This window comes from Gemmatimonadaceae bacterium (assembly GCA_020851035.1).
Lineage (GTDB): Bacteria > Gemmatimonadota > Gemmatimonadetes > Gemmatimonadales > Gemmatimonadaceae > JACMLX01.
On record JADZDM010000017.1, the window covers coordinates 126,220 to 146,565 of the forward strand.

The 20,346-nt window shown below is 71.9% G+C and carries 20 protein-coding genes; 6 read left to right on the forward strand and 14 right to left on the reverse strand.

All coding sequences use genetic code 11. The features are described 5' to 3' along the window. Positions 1-8 precede the first annotated feature (8 nt). The 4 genes from IT355_11785 to IT355_11800 all read right to left on the reverse strand — a co-directional run bounded on the left by IT355_11785 (position 9) and on the right by IT355_11800 (position 1,975). Positions 9-1,043 carry a MoxR family ATPase gene (locus tag IT355_11785; protein ID MCC7053933.1) on the reverse strand — a complete coding sequence of 345 codons (1,035 nt, stop codon included), beginning with the start codon at positions 1,041-1,043 and terminating at the stop codon, positions 9-11. Further along, positions 1,043-1,366 (reverse strand): hypothetical protein, encoded by a 324-nt coding sequence (locus IT355_11790; protein ID MCC7053934.1) that lies wholly within the window; start codon positions 1,364-1,366, stop codon positions 1,043-1,045. Before IT355_11790 ends, IT355_11785 begins: the two co-directional genes overlap by 1 nt. A gap of 71 nt (positions 1,367-1,437) precedes the next feature. Next, a complete protein-coding gene (locus IT355_11795; GenBank protein ID MCC7053935.1) occupies positions 1,438-1,785 on the reverse strand; it encodes a hypothetical protein in 348 nt (115 codons plus the stop codon). A gap of 43 nt (positions 1,786-1,828) precedes the next feature. Then, positions 1,829-1,975, reverse strand: a complete 147-nt coding sequence (locus IT355_11800) for a CDGSH iron-sulfur domain-containing protein (protein MCC7053936.1) — start codon at positions 1,973-1,975, stop codon at positions 1,829-1,831. A gap of 111 nt (positions 1,976-2,086) precedes the next feature. Here IT355_11800 and IT355_11805 point away from each other — a divergent pair, with 111 nt between their 5' ends. Next, the gene (locus IT355_11805; protein MCC7053937.1) at positions 2,087-2,566 is read left to right on the forward strand and encodes a DUF1269 domain-containing protein; all 480 of its coding nucleotides are present in this window, start codon (positions 2,087-2,089) and stop codon (positions 2,564-2,566) included. A gap of 72 nt (positions 2,567-2,638) precedes the next feature. Here IT355_11805 and IT355_11810 read toward each other — a convergent pair whose 3' ends face one another. Continuing rightward, positions 2,639-3,991, reverse strand: a complete 1,353-nt coding sequence (locus IT355_11810) for a glycine--tRNA ligase (GenBank protein MCC7053938.1) — start codon at positions 3,989-3,991, stop codon at positions 2,639-2,641. Between the two features lie 201 nt (positions 3,992-4,192). Between IT355_11810 and IT355_11815 the strand changes: the two genes are divergently transcribed. From IT355_11815 to IT355_11825, 3 genes are all read left to right on the forward strand, one after another. Next, on the forward strand, positions 4,193-5,653 hold the full coding sequence (locus IT355_11815; protein MCC7053939.1) for a carboxypeptidase regulatory-like domain-containing protein: 1,461 nt from the start codon (positions 4,193-4,195) through the stop codon (positions 5,651-5,653). Positions 5,654-5,828: 175 nt separating this feature from the next. After that, on the forward strand, positions 5,829-7,286 hold the full coding sequence (locus IT355_11820) for a carboxypeptidase regulatory-like domain-containing protein (GenBank protein ID MCC7053940.1): 1,458 nt from the start codon (positions 5,829-5,831) through the stop codon (positions 7,284-7,286). Positions 7,287-7,395: 109 nt separating this feature from the next. Next, positions 7,396-8,820, forward strand: coding sequence for a carboxypeptidase regulatory-like domain-containing protein (locus IT355_11825; GenBank protein MCC7053941.1), 1,425 nt, complete (start codon positions 7,396-7,398; stop codon positions 8,818-8,820). A gap of 18 nt (positions 8,821-8,838) precedes the next feature. Here the strand turns inward: IT355_11825 and IT355_11830 are convergent, their stop codons facing one another. From IT355_11830 to trpS, 9 genes are all read right to left on the reverse strand, one after another. Then, complete coding sequence (locus tag IT355_11830) at positions 8,839-9,816, reverse strand: MBL fold metallo-hydrolase (GenBank protein MCC7053942.1); 978 nt, start codon at positions 9,814-9,816, stop codon at positions 8,839-8,841. Beyond that, entirely contained in the window at positions 9,809-10,819 is a 1,011-nt protein-coding gene (locus IT355_11835) for a YpdA family putative bacillithiol disulfide reductase (protein MCC7053943.1), read from the reverse strand. The genes IT355_11830 and IT355_11835 overlap by 8 nt, the downstream gene beginning before the upstream one ends. After that, entirely contained in the window at positions 10,819-12,114 is a 1,296-nt protein-coding gene (locus IT355_11840) for an adenylosuccinate synthase (GenBank protein ID MCC7053944.1), read from the reverse strand. Before IT355_11840 ends, IT355_11835 begins: the two co-directional genes overlap by 1 nt. A gap of 175 nt (positions 12,115-12,289) precedes the next feature. Beyond that, positions 12,290-12,463 (reverse strand): hypothetical protein, encoded by a 174-nt coding sequence (locus IT355_11845; GenBank protein ID MCC7053945.1) that lies wholly within the window; start codon positions 12,461-12,463, stop codon positions 12,290-12,292. A 92-nt stretch (positions 12,464-12,555) separates the two neighbouring features. Beyond that, the gene (locus IT355_11850) at positions 12,556-13,056 is read right to left on the reverse strand and encodes a DUF456 domain-containing protein (protein MCC7053946.1); all 501 of its coding nucleotides are present in this window, start codon (positions 13,054-13,056) and stop codon (positions 12,556-12,558) included. A 60-nt stretch (positions 13,057-13,116) separates the two neighbouring features. Then, on the reverse strand, positions 13,117-13,608 hold the full coding sequence (locus IT355_11855) for a TlpA family protein disulfide reductase (protein ID MCC7053947.1): 492 nt from the start codon (positions 13,606-13,608) through the stop codon (positions 13,117-13,119). A 25-nt stretch (positions 13,609-13,633) separates the two neighbouring features. Then, complete coding sequence (locus IT355_11860) at positions 13,634-15,925, reverse strand: TonB-dependent receptor (protein MCC7053948.1); 2,292 nt, start codon at positions 15,923-15,925, stop codon at positions 13,634-13,636. Between the two features lie 155 nt (positions 15,926-16,080). Then, complete coding sequence (locus IT355_11865; protein ID MCC7053949.1) at positions 16,081-16,986, reverse strand: dihydrodipicolinate synthase family protein; 906 nt, start codon at positions 16,984-16,986, stop codon at positions 16,081-16,083. Continuing rightward, complete coding sequence (gene trpS, locus IT355_11870; GenBank protein MCC7053950.1) at positions 16,986-17,972, reverse strand: tryptophan--tRNA ligase; 987 nt, start codon at positions 17,970-17,972, stop codon at positions 16,986-16,988. The genes IT355_11865 and trpS overlap by 1 nt, the downstream gene beginning before the upstream one ends. A gap of 25 nt (positions 17,973-17,997) precedes the next feature. On the opposite strand from trpS, the gene IT355_11875 reads away from it, so the two are divergent. Together IT355_11875 and ftcD are read left to right on the forward strand one after the other, a co-directional pair. Next, on the forward strand, positions 17,998-18,819 hold the full coding sequence (locus IT355_11875) for an inositol monophosphatase (protein MCC7053951.1): 822 nt from the start codon (positions 17,998-18,000) through the stop codon (positions 18,817-18,819). A gap of 4 nt (positions 18,820-18,823) precedes the next feature. Further along, positions 18,824-20,341: a glutamate formimidoyltransferase gene (gene ftcD, locus IT355_11880; protein ID MCC7053952.1), complete on the forward strand. Its 1,518-nt coding sequence runs from the start codon at positions 18,824-18,826 to the stop codon at positions 20,339-20,341. Positions 20,342-20,346: the final 5 nt, after the last annotated feature.

Sequence of the window (20,346 nt, forward strand, 5' to 3'; positions counted from 1 at the left end):
CGGCGCGGTCAGCGCGGTACGGCGCCGCGTGGCGGCTCGATGCGCGCCACCAGTTCCTGCACGATCGCATCCGACGCCACGCCGTCCGCCTCGGCGGCGTAGTTCGGCAGCACGCGGTGTCGCAGCACCGGCAGCGCCACCCGCTGCACGTCGGCCGGCGACACCGCCACGCGGCCAGCCAGCAGCGCATGGGCCTTCGCGCCCAGGATGAGCGCCTGGCCCGCACGCGGACCGGCGCCCCAGCGCACGTACTTCGTCACCAGCCCGGGGGCCCGCGGGTCGCCCGGGCGGGTGGCGCGCACCAGCTGTGCGGCGTAGCGCAGCACCGTGTCGGAGGCCGGCACCTCACGCGCCATCTGCTGCAGCGCACGCACCTGCAGCGCGTCGAGCACCGGCGTGAGCGGTGCGGCGGCCGCACCGGTGGTGCTGCGCAGGATGCCCACCTCGTCGTCCTCACCCGGGTAGTCCACGCGGATGTCGAAGAGGAAGCGGTCGAGCTGCGCCTCGGGGAGCGGGTACGTGCCCTCCTGCTCGATCGGATTCTGCGTGGCGAGCACGAAGAACGGCGCCGGCAGTGGCATGGTCTGGCCGGCCGCGGTCACCCGGTACTCCTGCATCGCCTCCAGCAGCGCCGCCTGGGTGCGCGGCGGGGCGCGGTTGATCTCGTCGGCGAGCACGATGTTGGCGAAGATCGGGCCGCGCACGAAGCGGAAGCTGCGGTGCCCGGTGGCTGTGTCCTCCTCCAGCAGCTCGGTGCCGGTGATGTCACTCGGCACCAGATCGGGCGTGAACTGGATGCGGCGGAAGGCCAGCTGCATCGCCTCCGACACGCTGCGGACCATCATCGTCTTGGCCAGGCCCGGTACGCCGACGAGCAGCGCATGCCCGCCGGCCACGATCGCGAGCAGGATCTCGTCCAGCGCCGCCTCCTGCCCCACGATGCGTCGGGCCACCTCGGCGCGCATCGACTGCGCGGCGGCGATCAGCGCCGCGGCATCCTGTGTCTCCTGGCCCGGGTGCGTGCTGGTCGGGGAGGCTGCCATCACCGGATCGGCTGGCGACGGCGGAAATGCAGCGCCAGCGTCGAGCCGTCCGTCACGCCTGATTCGGCCAGCGATCGCGACTCGTCTCGGATCTCGAAGCCACCCAGCTTGGCGACCAGCTCGCCGGGATCGGGGACGTCGGGGGCGAGCACGGCGGCGGCGCTCGCCTTCACGGCGGCCACGGTCGTCCGCGGCTCCACCACCACCTTCACGGCGTCCCACGCCTCGAGCAGCTGGACGCGGATCGTGATGGCGGCGGCGCCGGCAGGCGCGAGCGTGATCGCCTCCGCGGGGGTGCGGAGCTGGGTGACGAAGGGCGGCATGTCTGCTGTGATGAAGCGGAAGGTCAGGCGGTTGCCGGGACGGCCGGCGGTGCGGATCCCTGACCCGGACTCTACGCGGAAGGTGCCGCGGAGGTTGCGTCGGCGGCGTCCGGGGCCGCCTCGGCAGGCGGCGGAGGCGGCGCGACGTAGGTCGGCAGCGTGGACAGGAACCGCGCGATCTGCTGGTCGAACATGTAGCTCGAGCCGGTCACGCGGGTACCGGCGGGAATGGCGGCCACGCCGAAGAGCACGTCTTCCCCGCCCTGGCCGCGCAGCGCCACGAAGGTCGGCCCCGACTTCTCCGGGAACGCGGCGTAGATGCCGCTGCGCTGCGAGAAGAAGTCCACCGCGGCCGCCAGCACCGCTGAGCCAACGAGGGAGGTGTTGGCTTCCTGCTGGGTCCGGATATGGGGTGCCATGCGCCAGAATCTAGCGAACGATGGCCCCCCCGGGACCAGCGCCTCAGTCGTCCCGGAACGCCGACACCCGGTGCGACCCGTCGCAGAACGGCGCCTCCCGTGACGCGCCGCACCGACAGAGCGCCGTGGACTCCGCCGCCCGCAGGAGGGTGCCATCCGCCGCCTCGATGCGGAGCGGTCCCGTCAGCACCAGCGGTCCGTGCCGCCGCAACCGGATCCTCAGCTCCACCGTAGTGTCTTCGTCCGCTGCATCCATGTCCGCAATTTATCTTGCGGTGGACACCACTACCACGGAGCCGAGATGACCGCACCTGCAGCATCCTCCCGCAAGATCCTGATCGCCAGCTTCGACGGGCCCACGGGCGCCGAGGCCGCGCTGAACCTCCTGAAGGCCGCCCCGGTCAGCCTGGGCAACGTCGCCATCGTCAAGCGCGGCACCGACGGCAAGGTCGAGTTCACCGAGACGCAGGACTGGGGCATCGGCAAGAGCGCGCTCGTCGGCGCCATCGCCGGCCTGCTCCTGCCGGGCGTCGGCACCATCACGATGGCCGCCGGCGGTGCCATCGCGGCGTACTTCATCGACCTCGGCTTCCCCGACCCGCTGCTCAAGCAGATGGGCGAAGGGCTGGATTCCAACTCGTCGATGCTGGTGGCGCTGGTGGACGAGACGGGACTGGGCCGCGCCAGCGAAGTCGTCGTCCAGTCAGGCGGCACGGTGCTGGGCACCAGCCACGAGACCGACCTCGCGGCTGCCATGGCCACGATGCAGCGGAAGGCCTGACGTCCCGCCGCACAGGCAGAACGGCGCCCCGCACTCGGGGCGCCGTTCTGTTGCCGGCCAACCACGCCGGTGTCACGCCGTGATGCGCTCCTGCACCCACCCGCGCACCTGGTCCAGCGACACCCGGACCTGCGCCAGCGAGTCGCGCTCGCGGATCGTCACACTCTGGTCGTTCGCGCTCTCGCCGTCGATGGTCACGCAGAACGGCGTGCCCACCTCGTCCTGCCGACGGTAGCGCTTGCCGATGCTGCCCGTCTCGTCGCTGTCGGTCATGAACGACTTCCGCAGCGCAGCGGCGAGCTTCTCCGCCATCTCCGGCTGGCCGTCTTTCTTCGTGAGCGGGAACACCGCCGCCTTGATCGGGGCCAGGGCCGGGTGCAGGCCGAGCACCACCCGTCCCTCGTCCTCGCCGGCGACCGACTCCTCGCGATAGCCATTCACCAGCGCGGCCAGCGTGGTGCGGTCGGCGCCCACCGACGTCTCGATCACGTATGGCACGTAGCGCTTGTTGGCCTGCTGGTCGAAGTACTCCAGCTTCTTGCCGCTGTACTGCTGGTGCTGCGTGAGGTCGAAGTCGCCGCGGTTGTGGATGCCCTCGATCTCCTGGAAGCCGAGCGTGCCGCCGAAGTCGAAGGTGATGTCGAAGGCCGCGCGTGCGTAGTGCGCCAGCTCGCCCGCCTCGTGCTGGTGGTACTGCAGGCGGTCGGCGCTCAGCCCCCGCGACTGGTGCCACGCCATGCGGTCCGCCTTCCAGCGCTCGAAGTGCTCCATGTCGGTGCCCGGCTCGACGAAGAACTGCATCTCCATCTGCTCGAACTCCCGGGTGCGGAAGATGAAGTTCCCGGGCGTGATCTCGTTGCGGAACGCCTTGCCGATCTGCGCGATGCCGAACGGCACCTTCTGGCGGCAGCTCTGCTGCACGTTGAGGAAGTTCACGAAGATGCCCTGCGCCGTCTCGGGGCGGAGGTAGATCGTGCTCGCGCTCTCCTCCACCGGGCCCATGAACGTCCTGAACATCAGGTTGAACATGCGCGGCTCGGTGAGCTGGCAGGCATCGTGCTGGCCAGGCTGCTTGCTCGGCTTCTGCGGGCAGCGCGCATCCTCGAGCTTGTCGGCGCGGAAGCGTCCCTTGCAGGTCTTGCAGTCCACCAGCGGATCGGTGAAGCCGGCCACGTGGCCGCTGGCTTCCCAGGTCTTCGGGTGCATGAGGATCGCGGCGTCCAGTCCCTCGACGTCGTCGCGGAGGCGGACCATGCTGGTCCACCAGAGCTCCTTGAGGTTCTTCTTCAGCTCCACGCCGAGGGGGCCGTAGTCCCAGACGCTGCCGGTGCCGCCGTAGATCTCGGAGCTCTGGAAGATGAAGCCGCGCCGCTTGCACAACGACACGAGCTTCTCCATCACGTCAGGATGGGTGCTGGGGGCCATGCGTCAGTCCTCGGTGTGGCGCTCCTGGATGCCGCGGACATCTGCCGCGACTGGGTGGGGCGCACTGGTGCCGGAAGCTAACGCGACCGGGAACAGGGCCCGCTTCGATGCCCGACCCACCACCCCGCGCGGCGCCTCGCTTGCGGAACCGCCGCCGATCCGGCATGGTACGATCTCGATCCCAACCCGGTGGAGCGAGTGATGCGCACAGTGCCATTCCGCAGGGCCCTCCTGCTTCTCACCGGCGCCGCGCTGGGCGCTCCGACACTTCCCGGACAGTCGCTGGTGACCGGCGTCGTCCGTGACACCGTCTCCGGCCGGATCTTCGCCGGCGCAGCGATCGAGCTCGTGCCGGCGAGCGCACCATGGCTGTCCGGCTTCAAGGCCCGCAGCGATTCCGTGGGTCGGTACACCATTCCCGACGTCGCGGCCGGCCGCTACATCGTCGGGTTCCTGCACCCGGACCTCGACTCCGTCGGGTTGTCGCAGGTGAGTCGACCGCTCGACGTGCGCGCCGGGAAGCGCCGCGTGAGCGTGGACCTGAGCCCCCCGGGCGGTATGGCGCTCATCGCACTGCTGTGCGGCCCCGCGGCAGGTGGTGACGGCGCCGTGCTTGGCCGCGTGCGGGCGGCGAGCGATGGTCGCGGCGTGCAGCGCGGGCGGGTGACGGTGCAGTGGGCGCTGCCGAACATCGACGCCACGGGACTGCGCACCGATCGCGTCGAGCGCGTGACCCAGGTGGCGGACGACGGACGCTTCCTGGCCTGCGGCGTGCCGACGGGTGTGCCGATCGTGGTGCAGGCGCACGCAGGCGATACGGGCCACGGCTCGTCGAGCGGCGCGGTGCGCCTCGAGGTGCCGGAAGAGGCCGCGCTGCTCCACCGTGACCTGCTCGTCGCCGATGCCCGCGCCGACTCGTCCAGCAGACCGATGCCAGCCGACTGGTCCGCCACGACGCCGCTCCGCGGAACGGCGCGCATCGCCGGGCGTGTGATCACGGTGAACGACGCGCCACATGCCGGCGCCCGCATCATCGTGCCGGATGCGCAGCTCGAGGTGCTGACCGACTCCAGCGGCACATTCCAGCTCGCAGGACTGCCGCCCGGCACGAGAACGGTGGAACTGGTGACCATCGGATTCGTTCCGCAACGACAGGTGATCGACCTGCGCCCTGGCCGGGACGCCGTCGTGCGCTTCCACCCGCTGGACCGGGTGCAGGAACTCGATGTCCTGACCGTCCGCGCCAAGCGCGACCTGACCGGCTTCCACCGGCGCAAGCGGACCTCCACCGGGACCTTTCTCACCGCAGAGGACATCGCACGCAAGAACGCGTACAGCGTCGGCGAGGCGCTGGTCGGCGTGAACGGCCTTCGCTACACCGGCATCGATCCGCAGACGCTCAAGCCTGCGATCGGCGGCCGCTTCAATTGCAGCGCGAGCTTCTTCCTCGACGGCGTGAGCGTCGCGTTGGCCGACATCGACGGCATGCTCGGCGTGCGGCAGATCGGCGGCATCGAGGTGTACACGAACGCCTGGGAAGCGCCGCCGCTCCTGACGACTGGCGCCCGGTTCCTGGGGCCGGACGGTCGCGACCGGGGGGCCCCGAACCTCAACTCGGGGTGCTCGACCGTCGTCGTCTGGACGAAGTCCTACGTGCCGTAGCGCCGGCACCGCCGTCGCATCAGCGTCAGCGGCGGGGAGGGTGCTGCACGTCGTACGGAATGCCGTCCGGGCCTGCCCTGTCTTCCATGACGTGCACACCTCCGTCTCGCGACGTTGAGTCACCGGTTGCCGTCCGCCACCGCATCCTCCCCGCTCCATCCACACCGAGCACCGCATGCGCCGTCACCCCGCGACCCGATGGCTGCCGACCGCGCTCGCCGCCCTGCTCGGTGTGTCGTCCGTGCACGCCCAGGCCCTCGTCACCGGCACCCTCCGCGACAGCGTCCACGGTCGCCCTTTCGCCAACGCCACCGTCGAGCTGGTCCCGGCACACGCCCCCTGGATGTCCGGCTTCACCACCCGCAGCGATTCCAGCGGGCGGTTCCAGATCGCCGAGGTCCCCGCCGGCAAGTACCTGTTCGGCTTCCTGCACCCGCGCCTCGATTCGCTCGGCATGGACCAGGTCACGCGCACCATCGACGTGAAACCGGCGCAGAGCCGCGTCACCGCCGACCTCGCCCTCCCCAGCGCGCGCACCCTCGCCGCCATGCTCTGCCACACCCGTCGCGACAACGCCGGCGTGCTGCTCGGCCGCGTCTACGATGCGCGCGACGGGCACCCCGTCACCAGCGGCACGCTGCTCGTGCGATGGGGTGAGCTGAGCGTGGGTGACAGCGGCCTGCGCAACGATGCCGCGCAGCGCACCGTCTCCCTCGGCGGCGATGGCCGATTCATGGCGTGCAACGTTCCCACCGACGCCCCGCTGCTGGTGCAGGCCGTCGCCGGCAACATCGCCGACCCGGCGTGGGTCACGCCGCGCAGCACCAGCGGACTGATCGAGCTCACGTTCGCGTACGACACGCCCCTGCTCCGCCGCGACCTCTATGTCGCACCACAGGCGCCCGACAGCAGCATCGCCACCGACACCACCGGCACGCGACGACGGCGCGGCACCGCACGGCTGGTCGGGCACATCATCGCGGATGACGGCACGCCGGTGGCCGGCGCCCGCGTGGTCGTGCGTGAGGCGGGCGCGGAGTTCGTCACCGACACCAGCGGGTCGTTCCGCGTCACCGGGCTGCCACTCGGCACCCACACCGTGGAAGTGATCGCGCTCGGCTACACCCCCATGCGCACCGCGGTGGACCTGCGCCCCGGCACCGACGCCGTGGCGATGTTCCACCCGTCGCGACGCGTGCAGGCGCTGGAGGAAGTGACCGTGCGCGACGCCGCAGACCACACCGGGTTCGCGCTCCGCCGGCGCAAGGGCAACGGTTTCTTCCTGGACGCGAACGCCATCGAGAAAAGCGGGCAGCTCACACTGCCGATGCTGCTCGTCTCGGCGCCCATGTTGCGCATGACTGGCCGCAACGGGTCGATCCGCGGGCGCGGGCGGTGCGAGCCCACCTACTTCGTGGACGGCCAGCCGTTGCTGATGCCTGGCGACGACCTGCCGGTGGTGCGCGACATCGGCGGGATCGAGGTGTACAGCAACGCGGCAGCCGCGCCGCCGCAGTTCACGGGGCCGAACCGAGAGTACCGGCCCGACGCCAACGGACGTGACCGTGGCGCCGCCAGCCTGAACGCCTTCTGCGCCACCATCGTGATCTGGTCCAAGGCGTACGTGCGCTGACGGCGGGGTATATTTCCCCTGTCGCCGCCGGGCGGACGTTCCCCGGCGTGCCTCCGGCAGGCCGGTGCCTGTCGCGTGACCCGCCCTGCAGAGGAATACGATGGAGTCCGTGCGGTTTCACAACAGGTTCGCGGCGTGTGCACTCGGCGCCCTGCTCCCCGCCGCACTCGCCGCCCAGACCATCGTCAGCGGCCTGGTGAAGGACAGCCTCACCGGACGCGCGCTCAAGGGTGCGGTGATCCAGCTCGTGCCCGCCGCCACGCCCTGGCTCGCCGGCCGCATGACGCAGAGCGACTCGCTCGGTCGCTTCCGCCTCGACACCGTCGCGCCCGGCCAGTACCTGTTCGGCTTCCAGCACCCGCGCCTCGACTCGCTGGGACTCGACGGCGTGACGCGCACCATCGACGTGGACCGCGCCGTGCGCGTGCTGCGTGCCGACCTCGCCGTGCCCAGTGGCCGGACGCTCGTCACCACCTTCTGCGGTGACCGCCCCGACAGCACCGGTGCCGTGATCGGTCGCGTGTTCAACGCCGCCGACGGTGAGGTCATCAGCGGCGGCAGCGTCGTGGTGCGGTACGCCCAGATGCGCATCGACGGCGGCGGCGTGCGCCGCGTGCCGGTGCAGGTCGTGGCACCGTTCGGGGCCGATGGTCGCTACGTCGCCTGCGGTGTGCCCCCCGATGCCGCCGTGATCCTGCAGGCGCGTGCCGGCACCGGCGACGCGACCACCCGGCTCGGCACCAGCGCCGAGATCGAGATCGCCTTCGCCCCGAAGGTCCCGCTCGTCCATCGCGACATCCTGATCGCGATGCGTGCCCCCGCCGTCGCGGCCGACGGTGCCGCCCCCTCCGGCCGCGCCGCTGCGGCCCTGCCACGCACCGGGACCGCGCGACTCTCCGGCCGGATCGTGGCCGGCGACGGTGCCCCCGTCGGCGGGGCCCGGGTCTCGGTGCAGGACACCGACGCCATGGCCACCACCGACAGCACCGGCAGCTTCCAGCTGTCCGGCCTGCCGGCTGGCACACGCGCCATCGAGATCGTCGCCATCGGCTTCACGCCGGTGCGGTCGTCGGCAGACCTGCGGCCCAACCGCGATGCGACCGTGGCGATCAACATCGGCGCCCGCATGTCCACGCTGGCCGAGGTGAAGGTCACCGCCCCCACCGATCGCAGCGGCTTCGCGGCGCGGCGCGCCATCGGCAACGGCTTCTTCCTCGACGCGGACGCCATCGCCGCACGCGGCTCGCAGAACGTCTCGTCCGCACTCATCACCGCGCCGAGCCTGCGTGCGAACGGCTTCAACCGGGTCGATCCCACGCGCCCCAACGTCTCCGGCCGCGGCAACTGCAAGCCGAGTGTCTACCTCGACGGCATGCCGCTCAGTGACGGGACTGCCGGCCTCGATGACATCCTGCAGGTGCGGCGTGTCGGCGGCATCGAGGTATATGCCAGCGCCACCGAGGCGCCGCCGCAGTTCCGCGGCCCCGGCAACTGTGCCACGATCCTGATCTGGTCGCGCTCGTACGTGCCCTGAACGCCGCGCCGCGATCGTTCAGCGCGCGCCGCCCAGTTCCCGGGCCCAGGCCGCGAACGCCCGCTCGTGAAACGTCGGCCCGAAGAGCGCCCACTCGCCGAGTGACGGCGACAGCCTGAAGGCACGACCCGCGTCCGCCGGTGCCGTCCCCGCGCGGAACGCCGCACGCGCCGCCACCTCGATCTCACCCAGCACCGCGAGGTAGCGATCGATCGCCGCGCTGTCGGCCACCGGGCCGTGACCGGGCACATAGGTCGTGCGGCGGTCCCGCCGCAGCGCACGCACCTGTCGCGTGAGCTCCGTCGGCAGCGCGTCCACGAAGTTCGGGATCATCCCGTTCCAGACCAGGTCCCCGGTGAACACCACCGACGGGTCATCCAGCTCGATGCTCACGTCACTGGTGGTGTGACCGGCGCGCGGCACGATGCGCACTCGCCGCTGTCCGAGATCGATGTCCGTCGCGGCATCCGGCGCCAGGATCAGCGCATCACGCAGCGCCGCCGTCCGCGACTCCACGGCCGGCAGGTTCTTCGCCAGCACCTGCGCGCGCGTGGCGGCGGTGGTGCAGACGCGCGTGGGGAACCCGGTCGCGATGTGCCCGTCCACGCCGTTGGCATGGTCACTGTGGTAGTGCGTGAGCACCACGTGCGTCGGCCAGCGCCCGGTGAGCTGGCGCGCCTGGGACGAGAGCCAGCGCGCGCCCTGCGACGTGAACAATCCCTCCACCACCATCACGCCGTTGCGCCCCGCGATGATGCCGCCGTTCGCGAGCGTGGTCCGGTCGCCACTGAGCGGGTCGGAGACCAGTGCCCAGGTGCCGGGCGCCACCTGCTCCAGCCGCCCCCACGGCTCCGCGGCCACCGTGACGTGGCGCGCGCGCCCGATCCACATCGCCCGCGCCGCCGCCGGTGCGCAGGCGGCCAGCGCCAGATGCGCCGCACAGCTCCCGAGAAAGCCGCGCCGCGAGGTGCCGTGACGGCCCCCGGGCTCAGGCACCGACGACCTGCTGCCGGTGCTCGAGGATGCGCGCCGTGATCAGGTCACCGTGGAACCGGCCGTTCTCGATGAACGTCTTGTTCGCGTCGAAGCCGGACGCCAGCACCCCGGCGATGAAGAGGCCCGCCAGCGGCGTCTCCATCGTCGCCGGGTTGTGCGTGGGAATGCCGGTGTCGGGGTCTATCGGCGCGCGCACCTGTCGCAGCAGCCCGGTCTCCGGCATGTAGCCCAGCATCGTGAAGACGTGCTGCGCGGCCAGCCGCTCGCGCACACCATCACACTCGACCTCCACCCAGTCGGCGCCGATCTCCGTGACCCGGGCGTTGAACCGGGCCGCGATCGCGCCGTCCTTGATGCGCGCCTCGATGTCCGGGCGCACCCACGGCTTCACGTTCGCATCGAGTGCCGGGCCGAAGTGCACCAGCGTCACCCGCGCCCCCGCGCGATACAACTCGAGCGCCGCATCCACCGCCGAGTTGGCACCGCCGACCACCACCACGTCCTGGTCGTACGCCATGTGCCCCTCGAGGAACCGGTAGTGCACATGCGGCTGCCCCTCCCCCGGCACGTCGAGCCGGTTCGGCAGGCCGAAGTACCCCGTCGCGATCACCACCGCCTGCGACTCGGTCACGCGCCGCGCGCCGGACCGCCGCGACGACTCCGTGCGCCAGCGGCCATCACCAAGCTGCGTGAGTGCGTCCACCGTCTCGTACTGGCGCACCCGCACGCCGAAGTGCATCGCGACGGTGCGGTAGTACGCCAGCGCATCGCGGCGGGTGGGCTTGGGGCCGCTCACCGGGAACGGCACCCCGCCGATCGAGATCTTCTCGGCCGTCGAGAAGAACGTCATGTCGGTGGGATACGACGCGATCCCGCTCACGAGGCAGTCACGCTCGATGATCACGTTCGTGAGCCCGGCGCGGTGCATCGCGATCGCGGCCGCGAGCCCGCACGGGCCGGCACCGACGATCACCACGTCCACCGGCTCCGCCGCGGCGGTCATCACGCCACCACCGCATCCATGCCGATCATCTGGTCACGGCGCGTCCCGACGCTCACGTAGGTGATCCGCGTCTCACACAGCGCCTCGATGCGATCCAGGTAGGCCCGCGCCGCCGGTGGCAGGCCATCCAGCGAGCGCACGTCGGCGGTCGAGCACTTCCACCCCTCGAACCACTCGTACACCGGCTCGGCGTGCTCCAGCAGGCCCAGGTCCGCCGGGAACTCGGTGTGGACCTCGCCGTCGATGCGATAGCCCGTGCAGAGGGCGATCCGGTCCAGCGTGTCGAGCACGTCCAGCTTGGTCACGGCCAGGTCGGTGAGGCCGTTCACGCGCGCCGCGAATCGCACCACCACGGCGTCGAACCAGCCGCAGCGGCGCGGCCGCCCGGTGGTGGCGCCGAACTCGGTCCCCAGCGTGCGCATCTGCGTCTGCATCGGCTCGGCGAACTCGGTGGGCAACGGGCCGGCGCCGACACGCGTCGTGTACGCCTTCACCACGCCCAGGATCGCATGCAGCGCCGTCGGCGCGATGCCGACGCCGATCGCCGCACCGCCGGACGTGGTGTTGCTGCTGGTCACGTACGGGTAGGTGCCGTGGTCGATGTCGAGCATGGAGCCCTGCGCCCCCTCCAGCAGCACCGCCGCGCCGGACCGGAGCGCGCGATGCACGGCCAGCCCCACGTCGTCGGCCAGCGCGAGCAACCGCGGCGCGAGCGCCGCCAGCGCCGCGAGTGTCTCCTCGACGTCGGCACGCGTGTCACACTGCATCATCGCGAGCCGGCCGTTGGCATTCGCCACACCCGCTTCCACCAGCGTGCGCAGGCGCGCCGGGTTGCGAAGGTCCAGCACGCGCACGCCGCGGCGCGCCACCTTGTCCTCGTACGTGGGGCCGATGCCGCGCCCGGTGGTGCCGATCGCCTTGCTGGCGGTGCTGGCACCATCCATCAGCTTGTGGTACGGCATCACCAGGTGGGCGCGCTCGCTCACGTAGAGGCGACCCGTCACGTCGATGCCGTCGGCCACCAGCCCGTCGATCTCGCCGAAGAGCTTCTCCGGGTCGAGCACCACGCCGTTGCCGATGGCGCAGCGGACGCCCGGGTGCATGATGCCGCTCGGGATCTGGTGCAGGACGACCTTCCGGTCGCCGATGTGCACCGTGTGGCCGGCGTTGGCGCCCCCCTGGTACCGCACCACCCAGTCGGCGCGCTCGGCGAGGACGTCCACCAGCTTGCCCTTGCCCTCGTCGCCCCACTGGGCGCCCACCACCACCACCGTGCGTCGTGACGCGTCGAACATCGGTATCTCATCCCTGGCGCGCCTGGTCGGCAGCGCACAACTGGCTCGTGTGCCGGCGTGGATGGAGGGCCGTGGACACGGCATCACCGCACGCAAAACGCCACGCGCGTGGAGCGGCGCGTGGCGTTGGCGAAATGTACGGTGCCGCCGGGGACCTGCCACCCCTGCGGGTCGCTCAGCGGTCCGGCTTGTCCCGCAGCGCGATGAACGGGAAGGCGCAGGCCAGCGCCATGCCGAGGATCGGTGCGACCACCGGCCCCATGTTGTAGACCACGTCCATCAGCAGGGACGGCACCACGAGGTACACCTTCACGAAGGCGTACATCCCGGTCAGGATCGACTCGATCATCAGGCGGCTCCGGTTTCAGGGGCAGGCGACGGGCGTGACGGACCGCCCTCGGCAGGCAAACTAACCGGGTTGCAAGCCGTTCCCGAGCCCGCTCAGCGTCCCGCCGCCGCCACCAGCAGCCACCCCCCGATCACGCACCCGGCCACACTCTTCAGCGCCGTCGCCACCGCCCGGCCCACCAGCGCCCCGGTCGCCGCCCGGGTCGCCTTGCCGTGGTTCCGCTCCACGCTGTACTCACCGAGCATCGCCCCCGCGAACGCCCCGGCGAACGCCCCGATCACCGAGCCGACCACCGGCACCGGGATCCCGACGAACGCCCCCACCAGCCCGCCGAGGATCGCGCCCCACGACGCACGCCGCGACCCGCCGTACTTCCGCGTGTACTTCCCCGCCACCGAGAACTCGAGCCACTCGGCCCCCACGGCGATCAGCGTGACCAGCACCAGCGTCACCCACCCGATGGCTGGCGGCGTCACCAGGAAGTGATGCGCCGCGCCAGCGAGGATCATCAGCCAGATCCCCGGCAGGCCGAGCGGGATCATGAGCAGGCCGGCCACCACCGCGGCCAGGAGCACCAGGACGTCAGGAGTCATGCCCGAACTTACGCAGCGCGGGGCGCGCAGTTTCCGGACTGCCTGCCTCACGCCACACGTTCAGCGCGCGGGCGTCGCGGCCAGCAGCGCCCGCAGGCGCGCCCGCACCGGCGCCGTGTTCCAGTCGGCGGCGCCACGATGCCGCTCCACGATCCGGCCCGACCGGTCGATGATCCAGGTGGTCGGCACCATCTCGAACCCGTACACCGCCGGCGGTGGCGCCGCCTCCAGGTACACCGGCAGGCCCGGCGCACGCCGCCGCACGAACGCCTGCACCGGCGCGGCGCGCTGCGGCGCGATCATCGCGAAGGCCAGCCCGGAATCGGGAATCGCGCGCCGCAGCGCACGGAACGACGCCAGCTCGGCCACGCACGGCTCGCACCAGGTGGCCCAGCTGTTCACCACGATCACCCGCCCGCGCAGCCCCGCCAGCGACGCCGGCCGGCCATCCGGCGTGAGCAGCTGCCACGACAGCGCGCCGGACCCCGACTCGGCGGGCACCGCCTGCGCCCGGAGCCGCGACGGCACCGGCAGCAGGACGAGCAGCAGCACGCCCACCCGCGCGACACCGCGCACCTCAGCGGCCCGCCGTGTGCCGCACACCCACCAGCACGCGCCGCCCCTGCAGCGGCCCGAACACGCGCGCGGTGTCGAAGCGGTCACCGAACGGGTTGAACGGGTCGATGATCGCGTCACGCTGCACGTAGTCGAACAGGTTCTTCACCGCGATGTACAGGTCCGGCCCACCGCGTGCGCGGTGCGTGAACTGCAGGTGCTGTTCCGTGAACCACGGTGAGCGCGACGGCAACCCCTCGAAGCGCGGCAGCGCCGCCGGTCCCTGGGCACGACCGGTCCAGTCCACCGTCAGGCCAAGCCGGTCGATCCGGTACGCCACCGAGAACACCAGCTGCGCCCGCGGCGCGAACGGCAGCGGGCGCGTGCCGCCACTGTCACGCACGTACACGTCCTGCAGCGTCAGCCCCGCACTCACCGACAGGGGCTGGCGCAGCGTGGCATACGCCGCCGCCGCCGACATACCACGCGTCACCGCGCCGCCGCGCAGGTTACGGTAGATGATCAGGTCGGGATCGCTGTCGAAGTCACCGGTGATGCGGTTGCTGAAGCGCGTCGCGAACAGGTCGAGGTCGAGCGTGAGCGCATCCTCCACCCCGCCCACGTCCACGATCCGGTTCACGCCGAACGTCAGCGTCGCCGATCGTTCGGGCTGCAGCGCCTCGTCCACGCGCACCTCGCGCGCGCCGGTGAGCGCCGCATGGTCCTCGGTGAACAGGTTCACCACCCGGAAGCCGGTGGCAGCGTTCACGCGCACCGTGGTGTGCGGATCGGCCATCCACTTCAGCGCCAGTCGCGGTGAGGGAATCACGCCATGTGCACGGTGATGGTCCACGCGCAGCCCCCCCAGCAGCGTGACCGCCGTGCCCAGCGCCAGCTCGTCCTGCGCCAGCACGCCCGGGATCAGCCGCGTGTCGCGGGTGCGCTGCGCCAGCGTGCTGTCCGCATACGCCTGCTCGCGGAGCGTGGCGCCCAGCGTGAGCGCATGCCGGCCCACCTGCGGTGACCACACGCCCTGCGCGAAGAGCACGCGTTGCCGCGCGACGTACGGGGTGCTGCCGTAGTGGCTGTCCTGCCGGTGCAGCGTGGCCGAGACATCCAGCCGCAGCGCCCTGTCCGGCGCGCCGGGCCGCCAGGTGCCCAGCAGCTCCGCACGCCGCGTGCGGATGTACTCCCCGTACACCGTCGACGAGCCCCGGTCCGCCGTCGTCCACGCCTGCACGCCGCCGAAGCGATCCTCGCCGTACAGGCGCGCCATCAGCTCCAGCGGCCGGCTGGCCGGTGTGCCCAGCGCCCACTTGTTCATCACCGAGAGGCGCCGCACGATCGGCAGGTCGGTGAAGCCGTCGGCATTGCGGTCGATGAAGCGCGCATTGCGGCTGCCGCTGATGCTGAGCAGGCTGCCGATGCCGCCGACACGCCGCGCCGCCGCGACCGACACCGTCGCCTCGCCATCGCTGCTCATGAACGCGTTCAGCGCATGCCTCGGCGCCAGCCGTGCGTCCTTCGTGATCACGTTCACGACGCCGCCCATCGCCTCCGACCCGTACAGCGTGGAGCCCGGCCCGCGCACGATCTCGAGCTGCTCGATGAGGGCCGGATCGATGGAGTTCAAGCCATAGACCGAGGCGAGCGCGCCCATCATCGGGGCGCCGTCGATCAGCACCGCCGTGTACGGCCCCTCCATGCCGTTGATGCGGATGCTGTTCGTGAAGCAGACACCGCAATCCACCTGCTGGCTGAGCCCCGGCAGGAACGAGACGTTGTCCATCAGGTTCGCGCTCACGTTGCGCTGCAGGAACGCCGGCGTGACCAGCTCCACCTTCACCGGGGAGTCGCCGAGGTAGCGCTCCTGCATGGTGGCGGTGGTGACGACGGTGCCGAGGAGCGAGGCGGTGGCCGCGAGGTCCACGGCGAGCGTGTCGGCGGCGCCGATGGGCAGGCTGAGCGTCCGGCTGGCCGGCGTGTGCCCGAGCGCGCGCACGCGGACGGTGACGTGTCCCGCGCGGTCGGCGATCCGGAGCCGGAAGATCCCGGCGCTGTCGGAGCGCGTGGAGACGACCGTGCCCGGGACGTCGATCAGGGCGCCGGCAAGCGGCAGCCCGGCGCTGGTCACGCGGCCGGCCAGCACCTGGACGCCGGCCACGGGGACGGTGTCGCGGGTCGCGGACGCAGGGAGCTGTGCAGGGAGCTGTGCGGGCACCTGTGCGCGCAGCGGGCGCACGAGACCGGCCGCGGCGAGCATCACCGAGACCACCACGAGTGCGTCCGTCCGCCTTCCCCTGACACCGGTCATCAGAATCCTTGATTTCGTTGAAACGAAATTCAGGATACCGATCGGCTGTCAACTCCGCAATGGACCACGGTGACGGTCGAGGCTGCCGGACGCGCCAGGGGCGCCGGACCAGTGGCCCGGCGCCCCGATTCCCCTCCCGGCCGCGCCCGACCCCGTCAGGCCACGGTGTTCGCGAGGCTGTGGACGACGGCCGCGACCGCGGCGCGCGCCTCGTCACCCAGCGGCAGCAGCGGAGCGCGCGGGTGGCCGCCGACCATCCCCGCCGCATCCACGGCCGCCTTCAGCCCCGGCACCCCATGCACCGCCGCCACCTCCGCCGTCAGCCGCCGCAGCCCGGCCTGCGCCTCGGCCGCGTCCTCCGGGTGCCCCAGCCCCACCCCGTGCCACACGGCCAGCGCCAGCGTCGGCACGATGCTCGCCGCCGCCAGCACGGCACCGGCGCACCCCTCGCCCAGCGCCTGCGTCAGCGACGGCGCATGCCCCGTCATCACCGCGAACGTCGGCCCCTTCGCCCGCAGGTAGCCCGCGCGCCACTCGGCGTTCCCGCTCGAGTCCTTGATCCCGATGATGTTGTCGTGCCGCGCCAGCTCGCAGACCACGTCGGGATCCAGGTGGTAGTGCATGAAGGCCGGCACCGAGTACAGCACCACCGGCACCGGCGACGCATCCGCCACCGCGAGGTAGTGCGCCCGCTGCGCCGCCGGTGTCATCAGCGCGGTGAAGTAGTGCGGCGCCACCACCAGCACCGCGTCGGCGCCGACCGTTGCCGCGTGCTTCGCGCGGGCGATCGTGTGGCGCGTGCTCTCGGTGCCCACGCCCATCAGCAGGAACCGCGACGCCGGCACCTCGTCACGCACCGCCTGCAGCAGGCCGTCGCGCTCCGTCTGGTCCAGCAGCGCGGCCTCGCCGGTGGAGCCGGCCAGCAGCACCCCGTGCAGTCCCGCGTCCAGCAGCGCACGCACGTTGCGGCGTGCCGAATCGCGGTCGAGCGTGCCGTTCAGGTCGAACGGCGTCACCGCCGCCGCGAACACGCCACCGAGCACTGCGCGGGGATGTGCCATCAGTCCGTGAGTCCCATGCGCTCGTACACCTGGCGCATCGTGTCCTGCGCCGTGGCCCGGGCGCGCGTTGCGCCGTCCGCCAGCACGTCGGTGACGTACGACGGCGTGGCCCCGATCTCGGCTGCCCGGCGCCGGATCGGCACCAGCACCTCCTCCATGCCTTCGGCCAGCACCTTCTTGCACTCGATGCAGCCCCACTTCGCCCCGCGGCAGTTCTCGGCCACGACATCCTGCGTGCCCGCGTCGCTGAAGGCCTTGTGGAGCGAGTAGATGTTGCAGATCTCCGGCGTACCCGGGTCACTCTTGCGCTGGCGCGCCGGGTCGGTCATCGCCGGCCGCAGCTTGTCCCAGATCTGTTCGCGCGTCTCCAGCAGCCCGATGGTGTTGCCCAGCGACTTCGACATCTTCGCCTGCCCGTCCAGCCCCATCAGGCGGCGCACCGGCGTGAGCAGCGCCTGCGGCTCGGGGAAGTAGGGCACGTCCGGGGCGAAGCGCGCGTTCCACCGCCGTGCGACCTCCCGGCTCAGCTCCAGGTGCTGGACCTGGTCCTCGCCCACCGGGACCCGCGTGGCGTGGTAGAGCAGGATGTCCGCCGCCTGCAGCACCGGGTACGTGAGCAGGCCGGTGACCACGCTTTCCTGCCGCGCCGACTTGTCCTTGTACTGCGTCTGCCGCTCCAGCTCACCCAGCGGGGTCACCGTGTTGAAGATCCAGGCCAGTTCCGCGTGCTGCGGCACCGCACTCTGGAAGAACAGCGTGCACCGCTCGGGGTCCAGCCCGGAGGCCAGCAGCGAGACCGCCATCTCGTGGCGGCGGCGCCGCAGGTCGGCAGGCTCGTAGTTTCCGGTGAGCGCATGGAGGTCCACGACGCAGAACCAGGTCGCGTCGCGCCCCTCCTGCAGGCGGACCCAGTTCTGCACGGCTCCCAGGTAGTTGCCGATGTGCAGCTCGCCCGAGGGCTGGATGCCGCTGAAGATTCGAGACATTCCGCCAAACTAACACCCCACGACGATGCACAGCGAACGACGGCCGCAGCCGGCCGGCCCCCTCGAGAGCGACCTGGCGCTGATGCACGAGATCGAGCGCGTCGCGCGGGACGCGGCGGCCTTCATCCGCAGCCACGATCCGCAGCACGCCGCCCTCGCCTGGGACATCAAGGGCGAGAGTGACTTCGTGAGCATCGTGGACCGCGGCACCGAGGCCCTCATCCGCGACGCGCTGGTGCCACCGGGCCGCGCCGCCACGTTCATCGGGGAGGAGAGCGCACCGGAGACACTCGTGGCCGACGGGCTGACCTTCATCGTGGACCCGCTCGACGGCACCACCAACTACCTCCACGGCTTCCCGGCGTACGCGGTCTCGATCGCCGCCATGGTCGACGGACAGGGGGCCGCCGCCTGCGTCCTCGACGTGCCGCGCAACGAGTGCTACACCGCGGTGCGCCACGGCGGCGCCTTCCGCGACGGCGTGCCCATCCACGTCAGCCGCATCACCAACCCCGCCCTCTCACTGATCGCCACGGGGGTGCCCTTCCGGAAGGCCGAGCAGATCGAGCGGTACCTGCAGCAGCTCCCGAAGGTGCTCGCCACCACCAGCGGCATCCGGCGCGCCGGCGCCGCCGCGATCGACCTCGCCCACGTGGCCTGCGGCCGGGTGGACGCGTTCTGGGAGCTGCGCCTGGCCCCGTGGGACGTGGCGGCCGGCCTGTTGCTCGTGCGTGAGGCGGGTGGCATCGTCACGGGGTTCGACGGCGTGGACTCGGTGCCGGCCTTCAGCGGCTACGTGGCCGGCAACCCGGCCATGCACCGCTGGCTCCTCGAGACGGTGGGCTGAGCGCATGGCGATACCGCTGGTGGAGTGCGTGCCGAACTTCTCCGAGGGGCGCGATCCGGCCGTGATCGACGCCATCGCCGCCGCGATCACCGCCGCCGGCGGCCGGGTGCTGGACCACTCGCTGGATCCCTGGCACCACCGCGCCGTGATCACCTTCGTGGCCGGTGTCGACGTGGCAGTGGCGGCGGCATTCGCGGCGATCCGCACCGCGCGCGACCGCATCGACCTCCGCCAGCACGCCGGCGTGCACCCGCGCATCGGGGCCGCCGACGTGGTGCCGTTCATCCCGCTGTCCGGCGCCACCATGGACGACTGTGTGCGCATCGCGCGCACCCTCGCCGATCGCGTCGGCACCGAGCTGCAGCTGCCGGCCTACCTCTACGACCGCGCCGCCCAGCGCGCGGCGTACCGCAACCTCGCCGACGTGCGCGCCGGCGGCACCGCCGCGCTCGAGGCGACCATCGGATCCACACGTCCACCGGACGCCGGTCCCGCCGCCCTGCACCCCACCGCCGGCGCCGTCGCCATCGGGGCCCGCGACTTCCTCGGCGCGTTCAACGTGTACGTCGGGCACGCCGCCCACCTCCCGCAGGCGAAGGCGATCGCCCGCGAGCTTCGCGCCGCCGGCGGCGGCCTGCCCGGCGTGAAGGCGCTCGGCTTGGTGGTGGACGGCCAGGCGCAGGTCTCGATGAACGTCACCGACCTCGCCGCCGTGTCGCTGCACGAGGCCTTCGACGCCGTCGCCCGCGCCGCGGCCGCGCGCGGCATCACCGCCACCCACAGCGAGATCATCGGGCTCGTGCCGCAGCACGAGATCGAGCGCGCGTTCACCGATCGCATCCGCCTGCGCGATGCGCGTGACACGGTGTCGCTGGACCTGCGCATCCACGCCACCCGTGACGTGACCGACCTCTCCGCCACCGCCGATGCCATCGCCGCGCTCGACGCGAGCGAGGCCAGCGGCACGGCCGCGGCGCTCTCGGCGATCCTCGCTGCCGCGACGGTGCGCCTGGCGGCCGGCGTGCATGCCGCCCGACGCGACAGCGAGGCGGCCACCGGCATGGCACGCGCGGTGGATGGCGCACGCACCATCGAGCGCCACCTGCACGCCGCCGCACGGGATGACGCCGCCGCCTGGCAGGGCGTGGTGCGCGCACGGCGCGCGCTGGCCGCCGACCCGCACGCCATGGGAGACCGGCACCGTGCAATAGACGCCGCGCTGCTGGGCGCGAGTGACGTGCCGCTGCGCATTGCGCGCCTCGCCTCCGACACGCTCGCGCTGGCCCTCGAGACGGCCACCGCCGGTGACGCCGTCACCGCCCCGGATGCGTGGGCCGGCGCCTGCATGGCGCATGCGGCGGTGCATGCAGCCCTCGGGCTCCTGCGCGGGAACCTCGCGATGCTCCGCGACCAGGCGCTGTCACATGCCGCACATGCCGAGTCGCGACGGCAGTCACACCGCGCCGACACGCTCCTGGGCGAGGTCCGCACGGCGGTGGGGCACGTCGCGGGACCCGGCTGAGCGCC

What these genes read in the sequence shown, in the direction of transcription:
- IT355_11785 (MCC7053933.1), bottom strand. Translation starts at nt 1,043, where the DNA reads ATGGCAGCCTCCCCGACCAGCACGCACCCGGGCCAGGAGACACAGGAT.
- IT355_11790 (MCC7053934.1), bottom strand. Translation starts at nt 1,366, where the DNA reads ATGCCGCCCTTCGTCACCCAGCTCCGCACCCCCGCGGAGGCGATCACG.
- IT355_11795 (MCC7053935.1), bottom strand. Translation starts at nt 1,785, where the DNA reads ATGGCACCCCATATCCGGACCCAGCAGGAAGCCAACACCTCCCTCGTT.
- IT355_11805 (MCC7053937.1), top strand. Translation starts at nt 2,087, where the DNA reads ATGACCGCACCTGCAGCATCCTCCCGCAAGATCCTGATCGCCAGCTTC.
- IT355_11810 (MCC7053938.1), bottom strand. Translation starts at nt 3,991, where the DNA reads ATGGCCCCCAGCACCCATCCTGACGTGATGGAGAAGCTCGTGTCGTTG.
- IT355_11815 (MCC7053939.1), top strand. Translation starts at nt 4,193, where the DNA reads ATGCGCACAGTGCCATTCCGCAGGGCCCTCCTGCTTCTCACCGGCGCC.
- IT355_11820 (MCC7053940.1), top strand. Translation starts at nt 5,829, where the DNA reads ATGCGCCGTCACCCCGCGACCCGATGGCTGCCGACCGCGCTCGCCGCC.
- IT355_11835 (MCC7053943.1), bottom strand. Translation starts at nt 10,819, where the DNA reads ATGACCGCCGCGGCGGAGCCGGTGGACGTGGTGATCGTCGGTGCCGGC.
- IT355_11840 (MCC7053944.1), bottom strand. Translation starts at nt 12,114, where the DNA reads ATGTTCGACGCGTCACGACGCACGGTGGTGGTGGTGGGCGCCCAGTGG.
- IT355_11845 (MCC7053945.1), bottom strand. Translation starts at nt 12,463, where the DNA reads ATGATCGAGTCGATCCTGACCGGGATGTACGCCTTCGTGAAGGTGTAC.
- IT355_11850 (MCC7053946.1), bottom strand. Translation starts at nt 13,056, where the DNA reads ATGACTCCTGACGTCCTGGTGCTCCTGGCCGCGGTGGTGGCCGGCCTG.
- IT355_11860 (MCC7053948.1), bottom strand. Translation starts at nt 15,925, where the DNA reads ATGACCGGTGTCAGGGGAAGGCGGACGGACGCACTCGTGGTGGTCTCG.
- IT355_11865 (MCC7053949.1), bottom strand. Translation starts at nt 16,986, where the DNA reads ATGGCACATCCCCGCGCAGTGCTCGGTGGCGTGTTCGCGGCGGCGGTG.
- trpS (MCC7053950.1), bottom strand. Translation starts at nt 17,972, where the DNA reads ATGTCTCGAATCTTCAGCGGCATCCAGCCCTCGGGCGAGCTGCACATC.
- IT355_11875 (MCC7053951.1), top strand. Translation starts at nt 17,998, where the DNA reads ATGCACAGCGAACGACGGCCGCAGCCGGCCGGCCCCCTCGAGAGCGAC.
- ftcD (MCC7053952.1), top strand. Translation starts at nt 18,824, where the DNA reads ATGGCGATACCGCTGGTGGAGTGCGTGCCGAACTTCTCCGAGGGGCGC.